21 protein-coding genes are annotated in these 21,651 nt (G+C 41.7%); 4 read left to right on the top strand and 17 right to left on the bottom strand.

Annotated features, from left to right (window positions below; translation table 11 throughout):
* Positions 1-94 precede the first annotated feature (94 nt).
* The 11 genes from K0S23_RS12460 to K0S23_RS12415 all read right to left on the bottom strand — a co-directional run bounded on the left by K0S23_RS12460 (position 95) and on the right by K0S23_RS12415 (position 9,381).
* A complete protein-coding gene (locus K0S23_RS12460) occupies positions 95-1,789 on the bottom strand; it encodes a DUF2207 domain-containing protein (RefSeq protein ID WP_300357853.1) in 1,695 nt (564 codons plus the stop codon).
* Positions 1,786-2,298 (bottom strand): LemA family protein, encoded by a 513-nt coding sequence (locus K0S23_RS12455; protein ID WP_300357850.1) that lies wholly within the window; start codon positions 2,296-2,298, stop codon positions 1,786-1,788. The genes K0S23_RS12460 and K0S23_RS12455 overlap by 4 nt, the downstream gene beginning before the upstream one ends.
* Positions 2,299-2,342: 44 nt before the next feature.
* Entirely contained in the window at positions 2,343-2,465 is a 123-nt protein-coding gene (locus K0S23_RS18560) for a FeoB-associated Cys-rich membrane protein (RefSeq protein ID WP_366944313.1), read from the bottom strand.
* A complete protein-coding gene (gene feoB, locus K0S23_RS12450) occupies positions 2,465-4,408 on the bottom strand; it encodes a ferrous iron transport protein B (RefSeq protein WP_300357848.1) in 1,944 nt (647 codons plus the stop codon). The genes K0S23_RS18560 and feoB overlap by 1 nt, the downstream gene beginning before the upstream one ends.
* Complete coding sequence (locus K0S23_RS12445) at positions 4,409-4,627, bottom strand: FeoA family protein (RefSeq protein WP_300357845.1); 219 nt, start codon at positions 4,625-4,627, stop codon at positions 4,409-4,411.
* Between the two features lie 85 nt (positions 4,628-4,712).
* A complete protein-coding gene (xseB, locus tag K0S23_RS12440) occupies positions 4,713-4,919 on the bottom strand; it encodes an exodeoxyribonuclease VII small subunit (RefSeq protein ID WP_300357843.1) in 207 nt (68 codons plus the stop codon).
* A 156-nt stretch (positions 4,920-5,075) separates the two neighbouring features.
* Complete coding sequence (gene xseA, locus K0S23_RS12435) at positions 5,076-6,506, bottom strand: exodeoxyribonuclease VII large subunit (protein ID WP_300357841.1); 1,431 nt, start codon at positions 6,504-6,506, stop codon at positions 5,076-5,078.
* 78 nt (positions 6,507-6,584) lie between these two features.
* Positions 6,585-7,601 (bottom strand): hypothetical protein, encoded by a 1,017-nt coding sequence (locus tag K0S23_RS12430; protein ID WP_300357839.1) that lies wholly within the window; start codon positions 7,599-7,601, stop codon positions 6,585-6,587.
* Positions 7,602-7,713: 112 nt separating this feature from the next.
* Positions 7,714-8,175: a hypothetical protein gene (locus K0S23_RS12425; RefSeq protein ID WP_300357836.1), complete on the bottom strand. Its 462-nt coding sequence runs from the start codon at positions 8,173-8,175 to the stop codon at positions 7,714-7,716.
* Positions 8,176-8,187: 12 nt separating this feature from the next.
* Complete coding sequence (locus tag K0S23_RS12420) at positions 8,188-8,586, bottom strand: hypothetical protein (protein WP_300357834.1); 399 nt, start codon at positions 8,584-8,586, stop codon at positions 8,188-8,190.
* Between the two features lie 72 nt (positions 8,587-8,658).
* The gene (locus K0S23_RS12415) at positions 8,659-9,381 is read right to left on the bottom strand and encodes a hypothetical protein (RefSeq protein WP_300357832.1); all 723 of its coding nucleotides are present in this window, start codon (positions 9,379-9,381) and stop codon (positions 8,659-8,661) included.
* Positions 9,382-9,594: 213 nt separating this feature from the next.
* On the opposite strand from K0S23_RS12415, the gene metG reads away from it, so the two are divergent.
* The 3 genes from metG to K0S23_RS12400 all read left to right on the top strand — a co-directional run bounded on the left by metG (position 9,595) and on the right by K0S23_RS12400 (position 14,699).
* Positions 9,595-11,658 (top strand): methionine--tRNA ligase, encoded by a 2,064-nt coding sequence (gene metG, locus K0S23_RS12410; protein WP_300357830.1) that lies wholly within the window; start codon positions 9,595-9,597, stop codon positions 11,656-11,658.
* Between the two features lie 87 nt (positions 11,659-11,745).
* Positions 11,746-13,851: a T9SS type A sorting domain-containing protein gene (locus tag K0S23_RS12405; RefSeq protein WP_300357828.1), complete on the top strand. Its 2,106-nt coding sequence runs from the start codon at positions 11,746-11,748 to the stop codon at positions 13,849-13,851.
* 92 nt (positions 13,852-13,943) lie between these two features.
* A complete protein-coding gene (locus tag K0S23_RS12400; protein ID WP_300357825.1) occupies positions 13,944-14,699 on the top strand; it encodes an ankyrin repeat domain-containing protein in 756 nt (251 codons plus the stop codon).
* Between the two features lie 138 nt (positions 14,700-14,837).
* On the opposite strand, the gene K0S23_RS12395 is transcribed toward K0S23_RS12400, so the two are convergent.
* Complete coding sequence (locus tag K0S23_RS12395; RefSeq protein ID WP_300357823.1) at positions 14,838-15,215, bottom strand: GxxExxY protein; 378 nt, start codon at positions 15,213-15,215, stop codon at positions 14,838-14,840.
* A gap of 169 nt (positions 15,216-15,384) precedes the next feature.
* On the opposite strand from K0S23_RS12395, the gene K0S23_RS12390 reads away from it, so the two are divergent.
* Complete coding sequence (locus K0S23_RS12390) at positions 15,385-16,659, top strand: chloride channel protein (RefSeq protein ID WP_300357820.1); 1,275 nt, start codon at positions 15,385-15,387, stop codon at positions 16,657-16,659.
* 33 nt (positions 16,660-16,692) lie between these two features.
* Here K0S23_RS12390 and K0S23_RS12385 read toward each other — a convergent pair whose 3' ends face one another.
* The 5 genes from K0S23_RS12385 to K0S23_RS12365 form a co-directional block, all read right to left on the bottom strand.
* Positions 16,693-17,400, bottom strand: coding sequence for a hypothetical protein (locus K0S23_RS12385; protein ID WP_300357817.1), 708 nt, complete (start codon positions 17,398-17,400; stop codon positions 16,693-16,695).
* Positions 17,401-17,565: 165 nt separating this feature from the next.
* Positions 17,566-18,759 (bottom strand): oxygenase MpaB family protein, encoded by a 1,194-nt coding sequence (locus tag K0S23_RS12380; protein ID WP_300357815.1) that lies wholly within the window; start codon positions 18,757-18,759, stop codon positions 17,566-17,568.
* Positions 18,756-19,457, bottom strand: a complete 702-nt coding sequence (locus K0S23_RS12375) for a DUF1003 domain-containing protein (RefSeq protein WP_300357812.1) — start codon at positions 19,455-19,457, stop codon at positions 18,756-18,758. Before K0S23_RS12375 ends, K0S23_RS12380 begins: the two co-directional genes overlap by 4 nt.
* Positions 19,458-19,607: 150 nt before the next feature.
* On the bottom strand, positions 19,608-20,213 hold the full coding sequence (locus K0S23_RS12370) for a hypothetical protein (RefSeq protein ID WP_300357810.1): 606 nt from the start codon (positions 20,211-20,213) through the stop codon (positions 19,608-19,610).
* A 37-nt stretch (positions 20,214-20,250) separates the two neighbouring features.
* Positions 20,251-21,576: a PhoH family protein gene (locus tag K0S23_RS12365; RefSeq protein ID WP_300357808.1), complete on the bottom strand. Its 1,326-nt coding sequence runs from the start codon at positions 21,574-21,576 to the stop codon at positions 20,251-20,253.
* Between the last annotated feature and the right edge of the window lie 75 nt (positions 21,577-21,651).

Below are 21,651 nucleotides of genomic sequence, written 5' to 3'. Positions count from 1 at the left end.
CACTTCGAAGGATAAAACAAAAAAGCAATGGGTAAACAGCGGAATGTTTTTAATCCCGAATTCGGTGCTTTTGGTTCTGAAACAAAAGGTGATTTTACCAGCCACCGCCACCACCGCCACCACCTCCGCCACCGGAGAATCCGCCACCACCTGAAAAAGATCCGCCCGAAGAAGAACTTGGCGGTACGGATGCTGCACTAATGCTGGAACTCAGACTTTCGAAATTGAAATGTCCGAAACCATACATTCCTAAACCGTAATACCAGAAATGATTGGAAGAGTATCCAACCTCCAATACTTTCGGATCAAACTTGTTCTTCCATGTATCAGCTAATCCCAGAACAATTGCATAGGGAAGCAAGCGTTCAAAGGTTTCAAAATTCAGGTCGGGAGGATTGTTAAAAGCGATTCGTTTGTTATCGGCATATTCAATGAAAAGCTTTAGTCCCAGGAAATGATCCATTAGTTTCCGGCCTTCAGGAGTGGGCTGTTCAAACAAATACCCGAACAGGAAATTAATTGCCAAACCAATTGCAATCATTGAAATAACCAGGACAATACTTCCTCCATAAAAGTGTCGAAGCAAGAAGCCCAGCCCGACAAACGCAAACAGGATCAGATATTGCTGAAGATTTAAGTGATTGTTTCTCTTTACATAATTTTCTCCCTGCGTGTTTTGAACATCTTCTTCAAGTTGTTCCATTGTTTTCCGCAATAAGGCATTGTAGCTGTTTTCTACGAAAAGAACTGTATCCCGGTTATAAAAAAGTCCATTGTACAAACGTTTTTCCAGGTTACTCAAAGGTGTTTTTTCAGTTCCTTCACGTGTAAAAGTGTAGGTACTGTTTTTCTTTGCAATCTTCATCCATCCTTTGCTGGCAATGGAAATCAACTGTCCGGTGAAAGCAGTGGGAGCCATCTTCCCCCGGTTCATAATGGCATAAGCTTCTGCCGGTGAAAATCCTTCCGGGGCATCGTATTGCGGCATAATGGTTCCGGGTTTGGGGTCGCGACCATATTTCCACCAAAGCAAGGTGTTTCTTGTAAGCAAAAAGATTACCATTAAGATGAGCAAGACCCACAGGGCATGTGATTTTATCCAATAAATGAAATTCTCGGAAGCAGAAGGATAGATCAATTGATGTTTATTCCAGGAAGCGGAAAAGGTCAGTCCTTCCTTGTAAAAAAGTGATTCTGTAGTCTTGAACAGCAATTCATTCGGATTCACTTGTTCCACGGTGTAATTTTTGCCTGCACTTCCCTGTGAGCCAGTGTATGCAATGAATTGTTTGAATGGAATTCCGGGTGGAAGCAGAACCCTTGCTGTCAAAGTGTCAATTGTAAAGTTCCAGCCGTTTCCGTTCGTGTTCCAATACAATTCATCTGTATTCTTCAAAAAACGTAATACATGGTTTACCTTGTAAGTCAGATCGTAGGTGTAATCGCCGGGTGTGAGGCTAATGTTCTTGTTTCCGAAATAGATGCGGATTCCATTGTCCATTGTTTCGGTGTGATAATCTTCTTTCTCTCCGTCGCGGGTAAGGGAAACGAGGGAAAAGTCAACAGTTGTTTGACCGCCTTCGTAATCGTAGTTTAAAGGAATTTCGCGGTAGATTCCATGATTGATCGTGTTCCCGTCGGCATAAACAGTTATGCGCTCTGTGATCAGCATCGAGCAATCTTTATTGATTTTATAGGTTCCATCGAAACGGATGATATGTGCTACATCCTGGGAAAATGTTCCACAGGAAACCAGGATGGAAAGGGCGGCTAAAAGATATTTAATCATAAAACGGGTGTTGCTTGTTGTTCGTTCGTTGCGTGAACGTATTGTTTGGCGGAGTGTCCGAAAACACCACGGAAAAAACTGTAGGGAATCTGTGAGATCATCCGGTTATAGGCTTCTACCGTTCCGTTATAGAATTGGCGTGAGTACAATAAATGATCTTCCGTTTCACGGATTTGTGTCATCAGTTTTTCAAAACTCTGATCTGCCTTCAGGTCAGGATGAGCCTCCTTAATAACGTTGATTTTGTTTAATATTTGCGGAAATTGATCATCATCTGACCAAATTGAATTTCGTTTCTCAGCAATTTCTTCCAATAATTTTGCTTCGTGAATGGCATATCCCTGGGCAATCCGGATCAGTTTCGGAATCAATTCGTAGCGTTTTAAAAGCTGGGCATCAATATCTGCAAAAGAAGCTTCAACCAGGTTACGTGCACCAATCATCCGGTTTCGAAGAAAGATGATGCAAACAATGAGAATACAAGCAATGCCTATTCCGAGATACAACATGAATTTTTTTGCTGAAAAGTAGTCATTGTATTTGAATTAAGTGCTCATTCCCTTAAGCCGCATTTCTCGCAGCCCGCTTGTTTCTTGCGTTTGGAACTCAGGTAAAACCTGCGAACCAAATAGAAAGCTGCTGCTAAAATGGCTATGATGACTAAAGCTGTCTGCACTACTTGAAAATATTAAACGTTATGTATGCTCCAAGATACGCTAAAACACCCATATATCCTAGTTGGATTATCGGCCATTTCCACGATTTTGTTTCACGTTTTACAACGGCTAAAGTTGCCATACACTGCATGGCAAAAACATAAAAAACGAGTAGGGAAAGACCACTTGCCAAAGTGTAAGTTGGTGTTCCGTCGTCGCGCTTTTGGGATTTCAATTTGTCGATCAGTTGTTTCGGATTATCATCGACATCATGGACGGAATAAATGGTTGCGAGGGATCCTACGAAAACTTCGCGGGCCGCAAATGAAGTTAGCAGCGAGATTCCCATTTTCCAGTCATAACCCAAGGGTTTGATTACAGGTTCGATGAATTTTCCCATGTGGCCCATGTACGAATGTTCCAGTTTTACGGATGCTACCTGGCTTTCATAATCAGCAAGAGCTTCTTCCGTTTGAATTTCAGGGGTTTGTACCAGTTTCGAATAACGTTCCATTTCATCTCCCGGACCAAAGCTGGCTAGGGCCCATAAAATAATTGAAATGGCGAGGATTATTTTACCGGCATCGAAAACGAAGATCTTCACTTTTTCAAACACTTCAATTCCTACATTTCCCCAGCGCGGACTTTTGTAGGCAGGCATTTCCAAAAGGAAAACACTGAGTTCCTTATTCCTGAAAAACTGTTTGATTACCCATGCTACAAGCAATGCGGAAATAACTCCGAGCAAATACAGGGCAAATAGCACCAATCCTTGCAGGTTCAGGAAGCCCATTACGATTTTTGATGGGATCACGAGGGCTATGAGTAAGGTGTAGACCGGTAAACGAGCCGAACAACTGATCAAAGGAGCAACGAGAATAGTCGTTAAACGCTCTTGCCAGGAACTGATCGTTCGGGTGGCCATAATTCCGGGAATAGCACAAGCTGCACTGGAAAGAAGCGGTACAACACTTTTCCCGTTTAAACCAAAAGGCCGCATAAGTTTGTCGGTAATGAACACAACCCGGGCCATATAACCGGTTTCTTCCAAAATGGAAAGCATGAAGAAGAGCAGCGCAATTTGTGGAATAAAGATCAAAACACCTCCGATCCCGGGAATAATTCCATCGACTACCAGGGAGGTGAAAATTCCTTCCGGCATGACTGATCCCAGCCATTTTGCCAGCGAGGAGGTTCCCATGTCAATCCAATCCATCGGATAAGCAGCAAGAGTGAAAACGGTTTGAAAGATGAGCATCAGTATAACCAAAAAGATGAGGTAGCCAAACACCGGATGGATCAGCCATTTATCTAATTTATTGGAGAAATTAGCTTCGCTTGCTTTTCTGCTTACAGCTTTACTCACGATGCTTTTGATCCGTTCAAAGCGCTTGTTTGTATCAGCAATTTGAGCTTGTGTATCCTCTTTTGGTTTTAAAGTTTCCAGTTTTATTTCCTGCGGAACAGAATCTTCGGCCATCCATGCTTTCAGTTCCGGCAAACCGGTTCCGATGCGTGCATTGGTGCGAATTATTTTGGCATTGGGAAAGGCTTCTTCCAAAGCCGGAATATGAATATTGAAACCATTGCGCGCAGCAACATCCATCATGTTAAGCACCAAAGCGGTATCTAATCCTAAATCGTAGATCTGGGTAAACAGTAAAAGATTACGTTCTAGATTAGTACTATCCAAAACAACGATGGCCTTTTCCGGGAAATTTACATTTCCAGGGTCTGAGATGACATTGTAGACAACCTCTTCATCCCTGCTTCTGGGATAAATGCTGTAGGTTCCTGGAAAATCAATCAATTCCAGCTCTTTACCCCCGATATTTAAGAATCCGGAATGTTTGTCAACAGTCACCCCCGGAAAGTTCCCTACGTGTTGTCGAAGGCCTGTGAGACGATTGAATAAGGAGCTTTTTCCCGTATTTGGGTTTCCAAAAAGAGCTATTTTTTTCATCTATTCGACTTCAACAAGGTTTGCTTCAGAAAGACGCATAGACAGGGTATAACCTGAAATGTCCACAGCGATGGGGTCTCCGAAAGGAGCTTTAAACAATACTTCAACTTCTTTACCGGGATAGAGTCCCATTTCCAGCAGCTTAGGTTTAAGCTCACTTTCTACAATGCCAAGCACTTTGGTCTTTTCATGCAATGGAATTTGTGCAAGTGTTTTCATGGGAACCGAATCTTTGCTGAAGGTTTTGAGCTACAAAATTAGTGGAAGTAAGGGATTGTCCCAATACCCGATTTACGGTAAATAGTTACTGATCCGATTTCAAGTCATTCAGAATTTGCTGCACATCGTTTTCAGTAGATGTCAATTTATTCTTGCAAACCTGGATCAATGCTGCAGCACGTTTTACTTTTTCAGACAACAGGTCCACGGAAATTTCCCCGGATTCAATGTCTGCGATGATTTGCTGCAACTCTTCGTATGCCTTTTCGTATGTTACCTCTTCTTCTTTCACTATACGAATTTACGGAAAATTATTCTTCACTTGAAGATTAACATGATAACCCTCAAACTATTATTTCCCACAAATGCGCAGATTAATTGCTCGCCTACCGGTCTCGCTATTGAAACGCCGTGTTGGGAGGCGAATCCACTGTAGAGGAGGAAAAGGTCAATTCACTTTTGCTTTTAACTCCTGGGCCTCTGTTGTGATTTTCAATTCTTGTCCTGTCTCAGCGAGATTTTTGGCGGAAAGAACCCCGTTCTCATTTGTAACAATTGCATAACCGCGTCTTAGTACATTTAAAGGGTCGACCAGTTTTAATTGCATTTCCGTTTGGTCGAGTTTTAAAAGTTCCTCCCTGATCTTCACAGGTGAAATGCGAATAAGCCGCTCCGTTTGATTTATTAATCCCTGTGATTTCCTGTTTACAAGCGATTTCGAATGTACTTCCATCATATTGATCAAATGCAGTTGCTTGCCTTTTTGGTTTTCGAGGAAGTAAACAGATGAAGAACGTATTTTATTACGAACTTCTAATAATGTTTGATTTGAAAAGGACAAACGGTGTTTAACTTCGTACTCAAAATCTTTTACCGCTCTAATGAAAGATTGCTTTTCATCAGACAGCACGGCCCGCACAGTTTGCTGAAAATTTCTTGTTAACTGATCAAAGCGATTCTTATTTCCCTGGAACAGGTGCTGGATTTGTTTGGGAAGTCTTATTAAGATCTCATCCAAAGGAGCATCCAATTCCTCAAAAATACTGAGGAGGAAATAGGCCATATCGGATGGAGTGATCCCATTCCGGAAAGCGATCATTTCACACACCGTGAGATTGGTAGAGTGACCGATTCCGGTAAGGACAGGGAGAGGAAAAGTTGCGATCGCTTTTGCCAATTCATAATTGTTGTAACAGTGCATCCCGATTTCACCGCCACCGCCGCGAATGATTATGACAGCATCGAAATGATGTTTTACTTTTTGAATGCGTTTTAACTGATTTTGAATCGAAGTGATTGCCGCGTCTCCCTGGAGGGTAGCTTCAAATAAAAAAGTATTGAAATGGTAACGCTTCGGATGGCCATTCAACAGGGTCACAAAATCGGAGTAACCTTTGCTGTCGGCCTGTGATATGATAGCCAATCGTTTGGGAACCAAGGCCATTTCCAGGTTCTGGTTCGCATTCAAAATCCCTTCTTTATTCAGCCGCTCCAGGGTTTCCTGGCGTTCACGCTGTAAGGCACCCAGGGTGTAGTTGGGATCGATATCAATGATTTCCAGCCCGATATTGTAAAGCGGATGATAAGTAATCTTTACGTGGAATAAAAGCTCCATTCCGTCGTGGAGCGGTTCTTTGACAATCTCGAAGAATTTTTGCTGAATGCGGTCGAAGTTTTGTTTCCAGATGGTTCCACGCATTTCCACTACGATCGATTCGTCTTCTTTTTGAACCAATTCCGGATAACAATGTCCCTTCCTGGTTTGATTCAACTTATGCATTTCAGCTGTTACCCAATAGGTGCGCGAATAACGTTCCGCAATGGTTTTGCGAATCGATTCTGCGACCTGTTTAAGGGTAAAATGCTGTGGGGTTTCCATGACTTAAAAGTATGGAAAAAGGATGGGATGGTCAATGAAACATCCAAATTAGATTATCAATTTATGGATTGAATTCCCTTACTTGTATTCGAAAATATAAGTTATTGTCTTTCCGGATTGAACCCTACTCTCTAATACTTTGATTGGTAAACCGTGTGTGTCATATTGAAAGGTCTGATCACATACTTTTTCCTCTTTAAAACCTGGGAGTTTTGAAGCGAATTCTATTTTTATTAATTGTCCTTGGGAATTATAGGAGTACTTTTTTTTGTCACCGTAATCATAGCTGCTGATGAGTTTCCCTTTCGAATTGTAACTATGAGTGGAATTAACTTCTTCTCCGTAAGTGTAAGGAAATTTCCCGTCTAGCTGGTATTGAATGTATTTCTCCGGGTATTTCATTACATCCATGTAAAGAGTCTGGTTGTTTTGAAGGGATTCATCTACCACTACCTCATATATCCCACTTGTACTAACAGTATTACCGTTTTTATCTTTTTTGCGGAGTTGATAATATGCCTTTATATCACTCATCTTTCCGCTTCTGTCAAAGTCCACGAATTCTGAGACCGTCAAGGAATCTCCTTTTAGCGTATACCGCGAGAGCGACTTACTAATTTGAATGCCATTTGCATTGGTTTCAGTTTCGGTTACCCAAAAAGTGTCTTTGGCTACCTTGGTTTCATGAAGGGTTGTTTTGCTAAGCTCCCTTCCAAAATTGAAGCTTTCTCTTTTGTAATTCAGGGAATCGATATAGGTATAGACATGCTTGGTTACTAAAAGAGACGTGTCTTTTTCATCGAAAAAGCTAAAAGCTGTTCGGCGGTTCTTATCGTCAAATTCTTCTTTGTGACGTGTCCAGTGGTTTCCGTTAAAGGAAAGGTGTTCAACTCGGTTCCCGTCTTTATCAAAGCGCTGAATATCAGTCAAAGGAGTGCTTTCATATTCACTCCAGCTGATCGTTAGCTGATGTAAACCCAGTGGAGACATTTTCTTTTTAACGACAGAATCCAACTCATTCCGGAAAGGCTGTGCTGACAGAGAGGTGCTGAATAGAAGTGAGAAAAACAAAAAACAGTTGTGGAAGGTGTACATATGTAATGAATTAGGGACCGGATTTTCAAAAATAGGAAAAGATTAGGAAAGAGGTTCAACTCTCCAAGGAGGATTTAAGCGATTCTCGCCTGCGTAAAACAAGATCAATTGGTTATTTTGATTTAAAATCTTCCATGAGCACTTTGACTTCTGTATCTTCATCCTTACTGACATTAGCCGGTTTTAGTTTCTGATCGAAGGAATAAGTTCCTTTGATAGAACCCCTGGAATAATTTGAATCGGAACGCGACGTATTTTCTCCTATTTCTTTAAATGTTTTAGCTATTTCATACGTTGTAATGAATGCTTTTCTTGTTGCATCCATTTCTTTTTCTGAAAGCCTGTATTTGGTTTTATAATGTTGATAATCCAGTTTGATGTAATCAGAAACACTCGATTGTAACGAATCTTCATCTAAAAACTGAAAGATATCGGATTTGTATTTTATCAAACTGTCTTGGGTTTCCAGGTAATTTTTTTCGCTTTGACTTAGTTCAGTTTTCTTTTCCAAGCAAGCAGAAATCAGGAATAAGATCAGGATGTAAAAAGGAGTCTTTATGTTCTGGTGTTTCATTTGAATCAGCAATTATTTTATTTCCTTTTTCTTCGGTGTGATGAGGTAGCCGATTACGCAGCCAAGTGTGAGGCTCAGAAAGAAGAGAGTCCAGTAGAAGTTCATCCGGGTTTCATCAGTGAAATTATCCAGGATGTGTTTGGAGTCTTCCAGGTAAAGAAAAAGTGCCAGGAACAAATACATGAAAGTTGTTTGGAACCAGATATGCCGGCGTTTTCGTTTGGTAAATTGCTCAACGATCCGTTTAACGATCCACGCAGCTAAAGCACAAGCAAAGAATCCGCCAACCAATCCCAAAATCCAAACAGCAACAACAGCTTCCATGGGAGGACCAGTGAAATCTGCACGAGCCGGAAAAACCGCAGATAACAGGAAAATGAGTAAGATGCTGAATTTTAATTTGGTGTTCATTGGATATTTCGTTGTATTAGATTGAATTTAGCGATTAGGACGAAAACACGTGTGAATAATTGCTTACCTGAATCATTTCCCTGCATTGATCTGATCCGATAAATTTCCCGCTTCTTCCATGGAAAAGTTTCCGGAGATCTGTGTATCTCCACCACTTATGACCGTCATAACTAGCGGACAGGAAATCACTTTTTTATCCATCGTAATTGCAATGCAGCGATTGAGATTTTGCTCCGTCATTAATTTCCATGCATCTGTTCCGTCTTTAGTCATAGAAATACTAATGATTATGCCTCCATTTACCTTGTCTGTTTTCGGAACGGCTTCCACAATATGTCTTCCATCCACCCGTGCTTTTTTACCTGCAGGAACTTTTACGGCATACAGGTTATAGAAACTCTGGTCATCTCCCATTTTTTCCGGGTTTAGCGCCCACATGAACTCCAAATCTTTTGGAAAGAGTTTTGCAATTTCAGGGATTGCCAGGATCGAATCGACTTTGAACATGTCTTCCTTCAATGCAAATCCCAACGGACCATTGTTTTCTGTATAACGAAGCAATGCTCTCAAGCCCTTGAAACCGATTTGATCAAGGGGTACTTCTCCCTGTTCAGCAAGCGTATCGGCTGCAGATAATTTACAAGCTGCAAGCCACTGAGCAGAAATCTCGTTCAGGGTGTAGGTCTCGAAGAACTGGATGTTTACGGGTTTAATGTTTTTCAGTCGCTCATTCTGGGAGGAGGAGGGTCCGCAGGAGTATAGAACGAACAGCAATGCGAAAGAAAGAAGTTTCATGGCAGCGAAGTTTAGTAGTAAAAATACGATTTATTATTTTCCCACAGATGAACACGGAAGTCTTTCAGGTTTTTTGAAGTGTTAAGCACTATGTGATTACATGGTCTCATTAATCTGCGAAATCAGCGCTATCTGCGGGAGAAAAATATGGATTTCCTCCCCCTTGTTCCCCCTCCGAAGGGGGGGAGCTAAAAATTTTCCTAATTTTACATTATGAATAAATCGAAATTTACTGTAACAGCTGCGCTCCCATATGCGAACGGACCCCTTCATTTAGGACACGTTGCCGGTGTTTACCTGCCTGCTGACATTTTTGTGCGTTTCCTGCGTTCGAACGGTCACGATGTGGCTTTCATCTGCGGGTCGGATGAACACGGTGCCGCTATTACGCTGCGCGCTAAGAAAGAAGGGATCACTCCCCGCGAGATCGTGGATAAGTACAACAAAATGATCGGTGATTCATTCAAACAATTCAATATCTCGTTCGATATTTTCCACCGTACTTCGGAGCAGATCCACATTGAAACTGCGCAGGAATTCTTCAAAGTCCTGGAGAAGAACGGAAAGTTTATCGAGGAGACGACCGAACAATATTACGACGAAGAATACCAGCAATTCCTTGCTGACAGATACATAACAGGGGAGTGCCCGAACTGCGGAAATCCGGGTGCTTATGGTGATCAGTGTGAGAAATGCGGTTCAGCTTTGAGTCCTACGGACCTGAAGAATCCGGTTTCCACTTTGAGCGGATTGAAACCAGTATTGAAAAGCACTTCGCACTGGTTCCTGCCAATGGATCGTCACGAAGAGTGGTTACGTCCGTGGATCAAAGAAGGAATTTTGGACGGCAAACAACAGCACGATCCGAAGGCTTGGAGAAACCAGGTAATCGGGCAGTGTATGTCCTGGATCGATGGTGGTCTGCACCCGCGTGCAATGACCCGAGACCTGGATTGGGGAGTTCCAGTTCCGCTTCCGGGAGCTGACGGAAAAGTATTGTACGTATGGCTTGATGCTCCGATCGGGTATATTTCTGCGACCAAGCAATGGGCTTTGGATAACGGAAAAGACTGGAAAGATTACTGGTGTAACGAAGAACGCAAGCTGGTTCATTTTATCGGGAAGGACAATATCGTATTTCATGCAATCATTTTCCCGATCTTACTGAAAGACCACGGCGGGTTCATTTTACCGGACAACGTACCGGCTTACGAGTTCCTTAACCTGGAAGGAGATAAATTCTCTACTTCCCGCAATTGGGCCGTTTGGCTGCACGAGTACCTGGAACGATACCCGGAGAAGATCGATGAGTTAAAGTATACACTGACATGCATCGCCCCGGAAACGAAAGACGCAGAATTTACCTGGAAAGAATACCAGGCTCGTGTAAATAACGAGTTGGCGGATATCCTTGGAAACTTTGTAAATCGTGCACTGGTACTGACACAAAAATATTACGAGGGGAAAGTTCCGGCATGCGGTGAACTAAGTGCTGAAGACCAACAGGTACTTGACGATATGAAAGCCATTCCACAGCGGATCGGGGAACTGGTTTACCAATACAAACTGCGCGATGCACAGGCAGAAGCAATGATGCTGGCTCGAATCGGGAATAAATATCTGGCAGATAACGAACCGTGGAAATTGGTGAAAACCGATCCGAAACGAGTTGAAACGATCATGAATATTGCGCTTCAGATCACAGCAAACTTAGGTTTGGTGTTGGATCCGTTCTTGCCGGAAACGGCTGCTAAGATTCGTGCATTTGTGGGAACAGAAGCCAAAGCATGGGACGCATCAGGAAGTATTTTATTGCAGGCCGGGGATCAGACGAATCCTCCAAGTATCTTGTTCCAAAAGATCGACGATGAATTTGTAGCAAAAGAGGTAGCATACTTACACGCTTCGCAGCCAACAGCCGCAGCGGAAACAAATTTCCCGTCTCAAAAAGAAGAAACTTCTTTTGATGATTTCACGAAGATGGATATTCGTTTGGGAACGATTGTAGATGCGATCCGGGTTCCGAAGGCCGATAAATTACTTCAATTAACGGTAAACACAGGAATTGATACACGTACCATTGTTTCGGGGATTGCAGAACATTATAGTCCAGAGGAAGTGATCGGTAAAACGGTTGCTGTATTGATGAACCTGGCGCCGAGAAAAATTCGCGGAGTAGAATCCAAGGGTATGATCCTGATGGCTGAGAATGAAGAAGGAAAACTGAGCTTTATGATCCCGGAAAAAGGATTTGAAGCGGGTGGGGAGATCCGGTAAACTTTAAATCTGTCAGAAACACATTTTTGCCAGTTGGAAATTTTCCGCTAATTTGGTTGAAAATTTCCAACTAAATCATCTGCTTCCATGAAAGTATTTCTTTCTGCCTTCTTCTTAAGTGTTTTTCTTCTCAACGGGTTAAAAGTTTTCGCTCAGGGAGGTACCATTGATAATTCGTTTAATTTGGGGTCCGGATTCAATGAATATGTTGTGAGCATTGCGGTTCAACCGGATGATAAAATTGTTGCCGGAGGCTTTTTTACGAGTTTCAACGGAAGCACAGCAAATCGGTTGATTCGTTTGAACGGTGATGGTACTCAAGATACAACTTTCAATATAGGTTCAGGTTTTGATACGGTATATGTAAGCGATGTTGCACTTCAATCGAATGGTAAATTAATAGTCAGAGGGACATTTAGCTCATTTAACGGAGTTCCATGTAATAGAATCATTCGATTGCATTCCAATGGGTCGTTAGACACCACTTTTTCTCTGGATTCAGCGAATTGTGAGAACACATATGTTATTAAAGTTCAAGCGGATGATAAATTAATTTGTTCCGGTTTTTATTTGGTCAATGGGCAAACGGTCAGAGCTATTCGGTTAAATGAGAATGGAACGCTGGATTCAAGTTTTGTTCTCGACACAGCATTGGTTAATGCAGATATTGGGTGCATGGAGCTTCAACCCGATGGAAAAATCTTAATAGGAGGTCAATTTGTTATCAATGGGGCTGAGGCAAGCGGTATTTTACGCTTGAATTCAGATGGGTCGTTGGATCAAACGTTTCAGGCAAATGTTGCTTTCGCAGTGCAGAGAATTACCTATAACGAATTCTCACAAAAAATTGACATTTATGGAGAGGACGTTCCATTTCCAGGACCATATCGCTTGCTTCAATTGAATTTAGATGGTACGGTTGATCTAAATTTTACAGGGGAAGTGAGTAACACAGGTTTTAACTTAATGGCTGATCAACCGGATGGAAAACTGATCGTTACCGGTAGTTTTATCAATTATCAGGGTGCCTATCGGCAAGGGATTGTTCGATTGAATACGAACGGAACAGTAGATCAGTCTTTTTTTCCAAAGATGCGCCTGGCATTTCCGTTTGATCTGGACTTTCAATCCGATGGGAAGATCGTTTTTGGCGGTGGCAATCTGTATTGGCCGGATCCCTTTATTGACTATATGCTTCGATTATCGGCTTGTTCTACATTTTCTTTTGATGAAGCTTATACCTGTGATACCTTTTGCGAATACAACGGCGTAAATTATTATTCTCCAGGTGTTCACAATCAGTATTTAACTAATTCAGCAGGATGCGACTCTGTAGTTCAGATTTATATTGGTTTCGATCAATACCGTCCAACAGTATTAACGAATATTTTCGCAGGTACGGATATTAATGGGTTATGCACCGGAACCTTGAATTACATGGTCAAAGGAAATTCACCTTTTCACGCACAATTGGATACGAATTCCTGGGAAGCTTTATCGAATCTTACCAATATCAATGCCTATGGAAATATGGATAGTTTGTGCAGCGGATTATACGAACTTAGGATTGCTGGAGTTTGCGGTGATACACTTTCAACCTATGCTGTAATTCCTTCGGTTTCCAATTCAATTGTTACGAATCAGTACGGAGGCTCACAAGTAACAGATACCTTAGGTGCTGTCGTTGAGGATTGTTCGATTGACTATAATTCCATTGATACGATGTATGTTGAAAGTGTTTGGATTACTAATGCGGATACCTGCGTTGTGGTTTGGAATATTCACGATGTAAATGGAACGCATTACGATACAATCGCTTTTAATTATTATTTGCAACCTTCGAGTCTTGTATTGTTCCAACTGTCCCTGTATTGCCCAAATAAAAACAGCCCACTGTATTTTACGGGAACACATGTGGTGTATGTGGATCAGGTTGAAACAGCAAGTATTGATGAAAAAAGTGACCTTTTTGAGGTGCTTTTGTTTCCCAATCCGACCAAGGACAATTTAAGCGTGTCGTTTTCCGAGCCTCATTTAGAATTGCAAATACTCGATTTACAGGGCCATGTCATTGAAATACATACGCTGGTTACGGGTCAAACCGTTTCGTTGAGTTCTTTTGAAAGTGGTTTGTATTTCTTTAAGTTCAGAACAGCTGCGAATGAGATGACAAAACGTGTCGTTAAGCTTTAAATCTCTTTGAAGAAGAAGCATACAGGACTTCCTGGAAAGGATTTGAAGCATATGGAGATTCGATAGCTAGTTGCTAATTATTTCAAGCATTTATGAATAGTCAAATCAAAGGAATTCGTTTGGGAGTATTGACCTTATTGGTTTGCTTGCCGTGTCTTTATTCCTGGGCGCAATCCGAAGAAACTGTTTCTAAGTTCTACGAAGCCATTTTTTCAGATAATGAAACCTTGGTAATTGAGATGCTGGAATCCAAGGAGTTTCCCGGAAATAGTGAACCTGCCGGGAAAATAGCGCCTTTACAAGCAGCAATCTGGCAAAATAATTTCAACATAGCTATTGCGTTAATCGAGCATGGAGCAAATATCAACAGTTCATCTTATTCAAGTGTTTTGGTCGCTGTAGAATATGGAGCCTGTGAGATTCTGGCTTATTTGGTTGAACATGAAGCATCCTTTCGTGAGATCGGATCTTTCAGATCAGCCGGATTTTATCAGCACTATGCGTGCGCTCGTTTTCTTTTGGAACAGGGGGCAAATCAGGAAATAGGAGATTTGAGCGGAAAGCTATGGGTGCTTCATGAAGCAGTTTCAAGGGCAGATTATGAAGTTCTGGATCTGTTGGTTTTGAGCCCCGAGGAAATCGATGCTATGAATTGTGAAGGTGAAAATGCATTGATCCTGGCAGTAAAGCAAAGAGATGTTCAACTCGCACAATATCTTTTGAAAAGAGGAGCTGATAAGAATACACCTGAAACATTTGATTGTGGAGATGATATTACGTTTGGTTTAAGTCCTTTGAATATTGCTAAAAAGAATAAGGACGCTAAGATGGTGGAAGTGTTAAAGTGAATTTCCTTCGGAGGAGCGTAGACTCAAGCTTTACTATTGATCCATGGTTTGTTGGTGTTTAGCTGGGAGACGTGATGATCTTGGATATTATCTCCCGCGGATTACGCAGAAGGCGCAGATCTTTGGAGACTTGCAATGCTATAGCTTATTGACTTTTCTAATAATATTACTGTTTAAGTAGTCGGTATTGAAATTAACCAGAATTCCCAATTTTAAATTCGAAAGCTTCAGGTATGTGATCACTTGTTTATGGTGAGTTGAATTCAGTTCATCGACGGATTTCAACTCAATAAGGACCTTGTCTTCTACAAGCAAATCAATTCGATAATTTGCGGGGAGAGTGCGGCCTTTATATTTTGCCGGTAGAGCAACTTGCGATTTTACATTCAATCCGGCAGATTCAAGTTCATACTTTAGCGCATATTCGTACATAGATTCTAATAATCCGGGTCCGGTTTCATTATAAACCTCATAGATTGCTTTTCGAATTTCGTAGCTTATTTCATTTTCAGTCATAATCTAAATTTAGAATGAAGATTTTCAAAATGCAACTAACTAATATGTTGATTATTAAGTGTTTTTTACTTATCTTATATTGTAAGAAGACTTGGTGTTGCTCGTTTTTGAAAATAAAAATCTGCGTCTTCTGCGAAATCTGCGGGAGTTTTCAATTAAGTTTACGGGCATGACGGAACGGAAAAAGATAATTTGGTATAACGATATCAAACTGGTGGTAGTCTCGATGTTAACTGCTTTGGTTTGTTGTATTTTGGCTTACGTTTTGAAACTTCTGACAGAGTTGGTTCAGCACCAATTATTTAAACAGGCAGGTAGTCAGAATGTGATGTGGTTCCTTATTTTACCCAGTTGTGGAATTACCACCATCTATTTTTTACGCAAATACCTTTTTCAGAATCGGAAAAACAAAGGAATTACAGAGATTTATAAAACCCTGGACCAGCGAAAAGATCATTTGCCCTTATTCAAGGTTCCCTCTCATTTGCTCAACGGGTTTTTAACGGTTGTGAGCGGCGGTTCGACAGGAATTGAAGTTTCTACTGTTGTTGCGACGGCTACGGTTGGTAATGAAGCGTACAAGCGCGATTTTTCAGCCAAGATGTACAAACGCGAATTGGTGAGTGCTGGAGTTGTTGCCGGTGTGGGAGTTTTATTCGGGAGTCCGCTTGTGGGTTTGTTTTTTGCTTTGGAAGTAATTGCACGTAAAATAAACAAGTCCCTTTTGATCGCTTGTATTGCAGCTGCTTTAGTAAGCTGGATCTTAATACTGGTGGTAGACAGCAAGCCTTTATTGCCGTTTGAAGTTCAGGATTGGACCTGGAAAGCTTTGCCGTTTTTTATGATCCTAAGTTTATTCGGAGCACTGCTTTCAGTGTATTTCACTGTGTTGGTGATCCGGATCAAAGACTTTTTTGCCAGGATCCCGAATAATTTTCTGCGTGTGAACCTGGGTGCGTTGCTGGTTGGAACTGCTATTTTGTTTTTACGCTTTCTTTATGGGGACAGTTACCACGGATTGATCGAGCTGATTCAACAGGTATTGGATAAAGAACCCGTTTCCCTTTTAATTCTTGGCTTATTGATCGTGATCAAACCGTTGGTTGCCGCGCTAACTTTAGGAGCTGGAGGGGATGGGGGAGTATTCGCTCCGAGCATTGTTGTTGGTGCAGTACTTGGCTTATTCTTTGCCTTGATCTGCAACCAGGTATTTCATATCGAACTCATTCCGCTGAATTTTGCGTTGGCAGGGATTGCCGCAACGCTTTCTTCAGCTATTTCTGCCCCTTTTACCGCCTTGGTTTTGGTGTGTAACCTGGTTCCGAACGGTTACGTACTTTTTCTTCCTGTTTTGGTTAGCAGTTTTTTGGGACAGCGGATAGCACGATTTATTCTTCCTTATAATGTATATACTTTCGGAATGAATAGTTCCGCGGCGAAATAACATGGAACTTTTCCGGGATCAGCCCCGACTGTTTCAGAGACCATGGATTTTATCAATGTAATAAAGCCCGAAAATTCCCTGATGCATGTTACAAACAGCGGAATCCTGGATTTGGTCATAAACAGCCTCCGGAATAGTGAAGCGTTCGGTGGTTCCATCATCAGTTTTTAAAAAAAGGAAATGAGGATCTGAGCGACCCGCTCTGCTACTGCTTCCGATACTTTTCTCAGAAACACTTACCACTTTGTTTTCAATCGATTTGACAGGAATATACCGGTTGGGAATAAAGACCAGTGAGCAAAATAACATGGCTGTTCCCAAAGGAAATCCGATTCCGAAACCATTCACATTATCTGTAGAAATAAACGAAAAAGGCTTTTTGATTGACCGGATGACCAAAGCGGTTCCGATAATCATTCCACTTCCGATACAGCCCCAAAATACCGGCATTCCGTGAACGGTATGATCGAGAATTTTGATTGATCCGAGAAAGCATCCGAGAATTACAAAGAATGAGAGCGAGAAAAAGCGGGTAACTTTCAGGTCCCTGGAGCTCATTTCTTTTTCAGGACTTTCGGATTGTAAATACCCGATATACAGCGGAAGCAGATCAATAAACAAAAGCATGAACAGGTGATATCCTGAAAACAACAAACTCAATCCTATAAAGCGTAAAGGTCCCTCTTCGTCCAGGATCGGATAAGTAATTACCGGACCGATCAGAATGTAAAACACTCTCAATATGTAAGGATTAACTTTAAACGGAGGTTTTGACTTAAGTTTTTTAATGCGTTTAGCTTTTTTGTTAGGTTTGGAAAGCGCCTTAGGTTTCTGCACGAGTGGAAATATGAGGTATAAAGTTCAAAGTTAAGAAAGAATGAAATACGAAATAGTCAGGAAAGCAATTTACTTAATCGTATCTCTTCCATAACTGCTAAGGAACATGTTTACGATCTTCTCCTGGACTTGTCTGTTTTTACGAAGGGATCTCTGATAGGTTGCTTCTGAGCGGTGAACCCACAACTGACCGATCCGGACGAAGAAGGTAACCAGGAAGGGATAGACTTTAAAAACAGTATTTGGTAGCTGCATTGTTTTACAGGAAGCCTTCCCCAAAAAGTAATGATTGTAGGAAAGATGCAGTTTCAGCACCAGTTTTTTCTGCCAGCGTTTCTTAGGAAAATCTGCATATAGCGGCTCTTCCAATAAGGCTTTCGCCAGAGAAATGGTATCGGAATCAGCAGGTGATTGCGTAATGGTCCAGGCATAAATTGCACGAATGGCATCCGGTTCATTGTCAGGTAAATAATCAGCCGGAATTCCGAGTAAGTAACCGACATATTTCCAAAAATGAAAGAGTCCCTGAATTTCTTCTTCGCGGATCTTTAAGCCCAGTTTGCGCAGGCCATCCAGATAAATGATGGAAAAACCCAAGTTGGTTGCCACCATATCCCACTGGTTCAAAGGTTCTCCCCACTCCCCGGATTTCCATTCTCCCGCATCCTTGATGCTTACACGAGCGTAGGCATGCATGAGCCTTACTTTTAAACATTCCTTCAGACCATTTTCCGCTTGTGTAATTGCGTTTTTACCAATGATTTTTATCCAGAATTCGGTAGTTTCCGTCAGTCGTTTGGCGGCTCCCTTTTTTAGTGCTCCGGTGAAGATCAAAGGTTTATTGATGGCAGAAGATTCGTAACCGCCCATTAAACAATAATTTCGCAGGACCATCAATCCCAGTGGACCAGAACGTCTGCACAGCCGTGCCCCAGCCTCCGCTAATTTAGGATTTAGCCAGGCTGGAACTGTTTTGACCTGATTGACCAGGGTAAGCAGGCTTTCGGGACAAGCTACCGGTGTTTCACCCGTCAGCAATGCTTCAATCCATGCATCTGCTTGTTTAAAGCCATGCGCCTGGTAAACTTCGCGGATTACCTGGTCCGCGAAGTGATCGGTTTCAAAGAGCCGCGGAATAAATTGTTCGATTTCTCCTTTTCCAGGAAAACTTCCCGTCAGTTTTTTGGCCAGTTTCTTCCCGTTTCCGGATTTCCAGTAAATAGAAAAACCGGGGGAAGGATAATAGAAGCGGGAAGGAATCATTCTTTTGAATCTTTATGTTTCAGGAGTAGATCCTTCATGGTATCCAGCTGGATTTTTTGCATTTCCAGCAATTCCTGCTGCTGATGGATGATGAGGTGATCTATTTTATCGTGAAGCAAGCGGATTTCAACCTCTGATTTCAGGTTGATCATGTAATCCTTCTTTGCACGCTCCCTGTCCTTCTCTTCCTGCCTGTTCTGGCTCATCATAATAACGGGGGCCTGAAGTGCTGCCAAACACGACAAAATGAGGTTTAAAAGGATGAAGGGATAGGGATCAAATCCTTTGTTGAGTAAAACAAATGCGTTGAATGCGATCCAGATCAGCAAAAAGGTCATGAAAGAGATGATGAACGTCCAGCTTCCGCCAAAGGTTGCAACCTTATCTGCTATTCTCTGGCCGAATGTGTCTGCTGAAGCCTGGTCTTCCAATTGATCGGAAAGCAGTTTTTTTTCGTTCAAAGACTCCAGGACTGTTTTATCCAGGTTTGATAATTCGCCTAGTTGCTCCTGCATCATTCCCGACAAGTATTTTTCCCGGTAATTGTTCAGTTCCCCGATAGATAAATGACAGTTTTCATTAAACCCTGGGTTTTCCTTTTGAATAAATTCCAAAACGGAGCCCCGAATTGTTCTTGCTGAAATGCGATCGGAAAGGGGGAAATCAGTATTGGATAAATCGCTGCGAAACGTGCTCATAATTGAATGAAATTGGTATGGTGAATTTACGCAAATTGATTAAATGAAAAATGCCCCAATCTTTTGGAAAGAGGCATTTTGTTTTATCGGAAAGCTTTGCTTAATTCTATCGAAGGCGGTGCTTTGTTTCATCGAAAGCGGTGCTTTCTCTTATTTCATGTTCTTCAGCATGTATGCAGCGAGCATTTTTGCTCCTTTGGCATATGATTCAGAGATGCGGGCACCGGTATCGTAGTCATATCCGCCAAATTGCGAACCAGGTACATCCGGCTGCTTTAATTTAGCCATGACTTTTGATTCATCCCCTGATTCAACGAAAATATATTCAAAGGCAACAGCAGCGCTTCGACGCATAACTCCTATATTAAATCCGGGTTCAATAAAGGTTGTTTTTACAATGAGTGTATATGTTGCTTTCTCATTGTTTTGAGCAGCATGAATTTTCCCGGTTAGTCCTTTATCGAACAATTCTTCGAATTTATTCGGAAAGCGATCTTTTTTATCGCGTTCCCAAGAGTTCTCCCAGGTATCACCCCTTCCAGCTTCTTTTTCGTTGTACTCTTTGATCTTCTTATTTTTGTATTCGGATTCACTGGAGAATCCTCCCACCTGAAAATCAGAAAAGTCGTATTTGATATTGAGTTCCGTTTGTCCTTTCAAAAAAGAAAGATCACCGGATTCAGTGCGAATTTTCTGAGCATTGGAGCTTAAAGTGGCTCCAAGAAGAAAGAGTAGGCTTAATTTGAACTTTTTCATGTGTTTTTTGGGTCTTAAATTACATTTTTTTCCTGTTTTATAAAAGCTCGTTCGCCAGATTTGCCAGTTCAGAGCGCTCTCCTTTTTCCAAACGGACATGTGCAAACAGGTTCTGACCCTTTAAGCGATCAATTAGGTATGCCAGCCCATTACTGTTTTCGTCCAGGTAAGGAGTATCAATCTGGTGAACATCACCGGTAAAGACGATCTTGGTTCCTTCACCTGCGCGGGTAATGATCGTTTTTACTTCGTGCGGAGTCAGGTTTTGCGCTTCATCCACAATAAAGAGAATATTCGATAAACTTCTGCCGCGTATAAAGGCAAGAGGAGTGATCAGGATTCGCCCGCTTTCTTCCATCTCCACAATGTGTTTGTGGCGTTTTTCATTTTCTCCGAATTGCGATTTAATAAACTTTAAATTATCCCAAAGCGGTTCCATGTAGGGCCCGATCTTATCTTTTGCGTCACCGGGAAGAAACCCGATTTCTTTATTCGACAGGGGAACAAGTGGCCGGGCCAAAATGATTTGCTGGAAAAGCTTGTGCTGTTCCAATGCCGCAGCCAACGCAAGTAAGGTTTTTCCGGTTCCGGCAACACCTTGTAGGGCAACCAGCTTAATGTTGTTGTTCATTAGCGCATTGATCGCAAAAGCCTGTTCTGCATTTTTCGGTTTGATCCCGGAAGTATATTCTTTTTCCACGCGCTGCAATGTATCCGTATGCGGATCAAAGTAAGCCAGGCCTGAACTTTTTCCGTTTTTCAGGATGTAGTATCCGTTTGCAACTTTCTGGTTTCCGAGGATGCCTTCTTCATCAATGGTTCCTTTTAGGAACAACTGCTTGATAGTTTCGGATTCAACACCTTCAATAGTTGAGCTCGAGGTCTGTTCCAGTTCGTTGGAGTGTACTTTTCCTGTTTCGTAATCTTCCGCAAGAATTCCCAGCGCTTTGGCTTTGATTCTTAAGTTGATGTCTTTTGTAACAAGGATTACTTCCTTCTTGGGTTCCTGCTCTTTTACAGCTAATGTTGCATTGATGATCTTGTGATCATTTTTCCCAACACCGTAAACTGTTTCCGCATCTACACCTTTAGGCTGTGAATCGAGGAGTACTTTAAATGCACCCAGGTTTGGTCCGAGGGTGATCCATTGCTGTAAACCTCCGTTTGCTGATATTCTATCAATAAAACGAATTACTTCACGGGCTGAGAAATTTTTGGTATCATTTCCGATCTTGAATTTGTCTAATTCTTCCAAAACTGTAATTGGAATTGCAACGTCATGTCTTTCGAAGTGCATGATAGCGTCGTGGTCATGTAATAGTACAGAAGTATCTAATACGAATAGTTTATTCTTTTTAGCCATGCTGAAGTATTTCTATTAAAGTACTTCTTTCTCAAATCTGTTACACGGCGGAAGAATCAAACTTATTGACAAAGA

The sequence above is a fragment of the Fluviicola sp. genome, assembly GCF_029266855.1.
Taxonomy (GTDB): domain Bacteria; phylum Bacteroidota; class Bacteroidia; order Flavobacteriales_D; family Crocinitomicaceae; genus Fluviicola.
The sequence above is the reverse complement of the archived record's forward strand: the minus strand, read 5'-3'. Positions and strand labels throughout refer to the sequence as shown.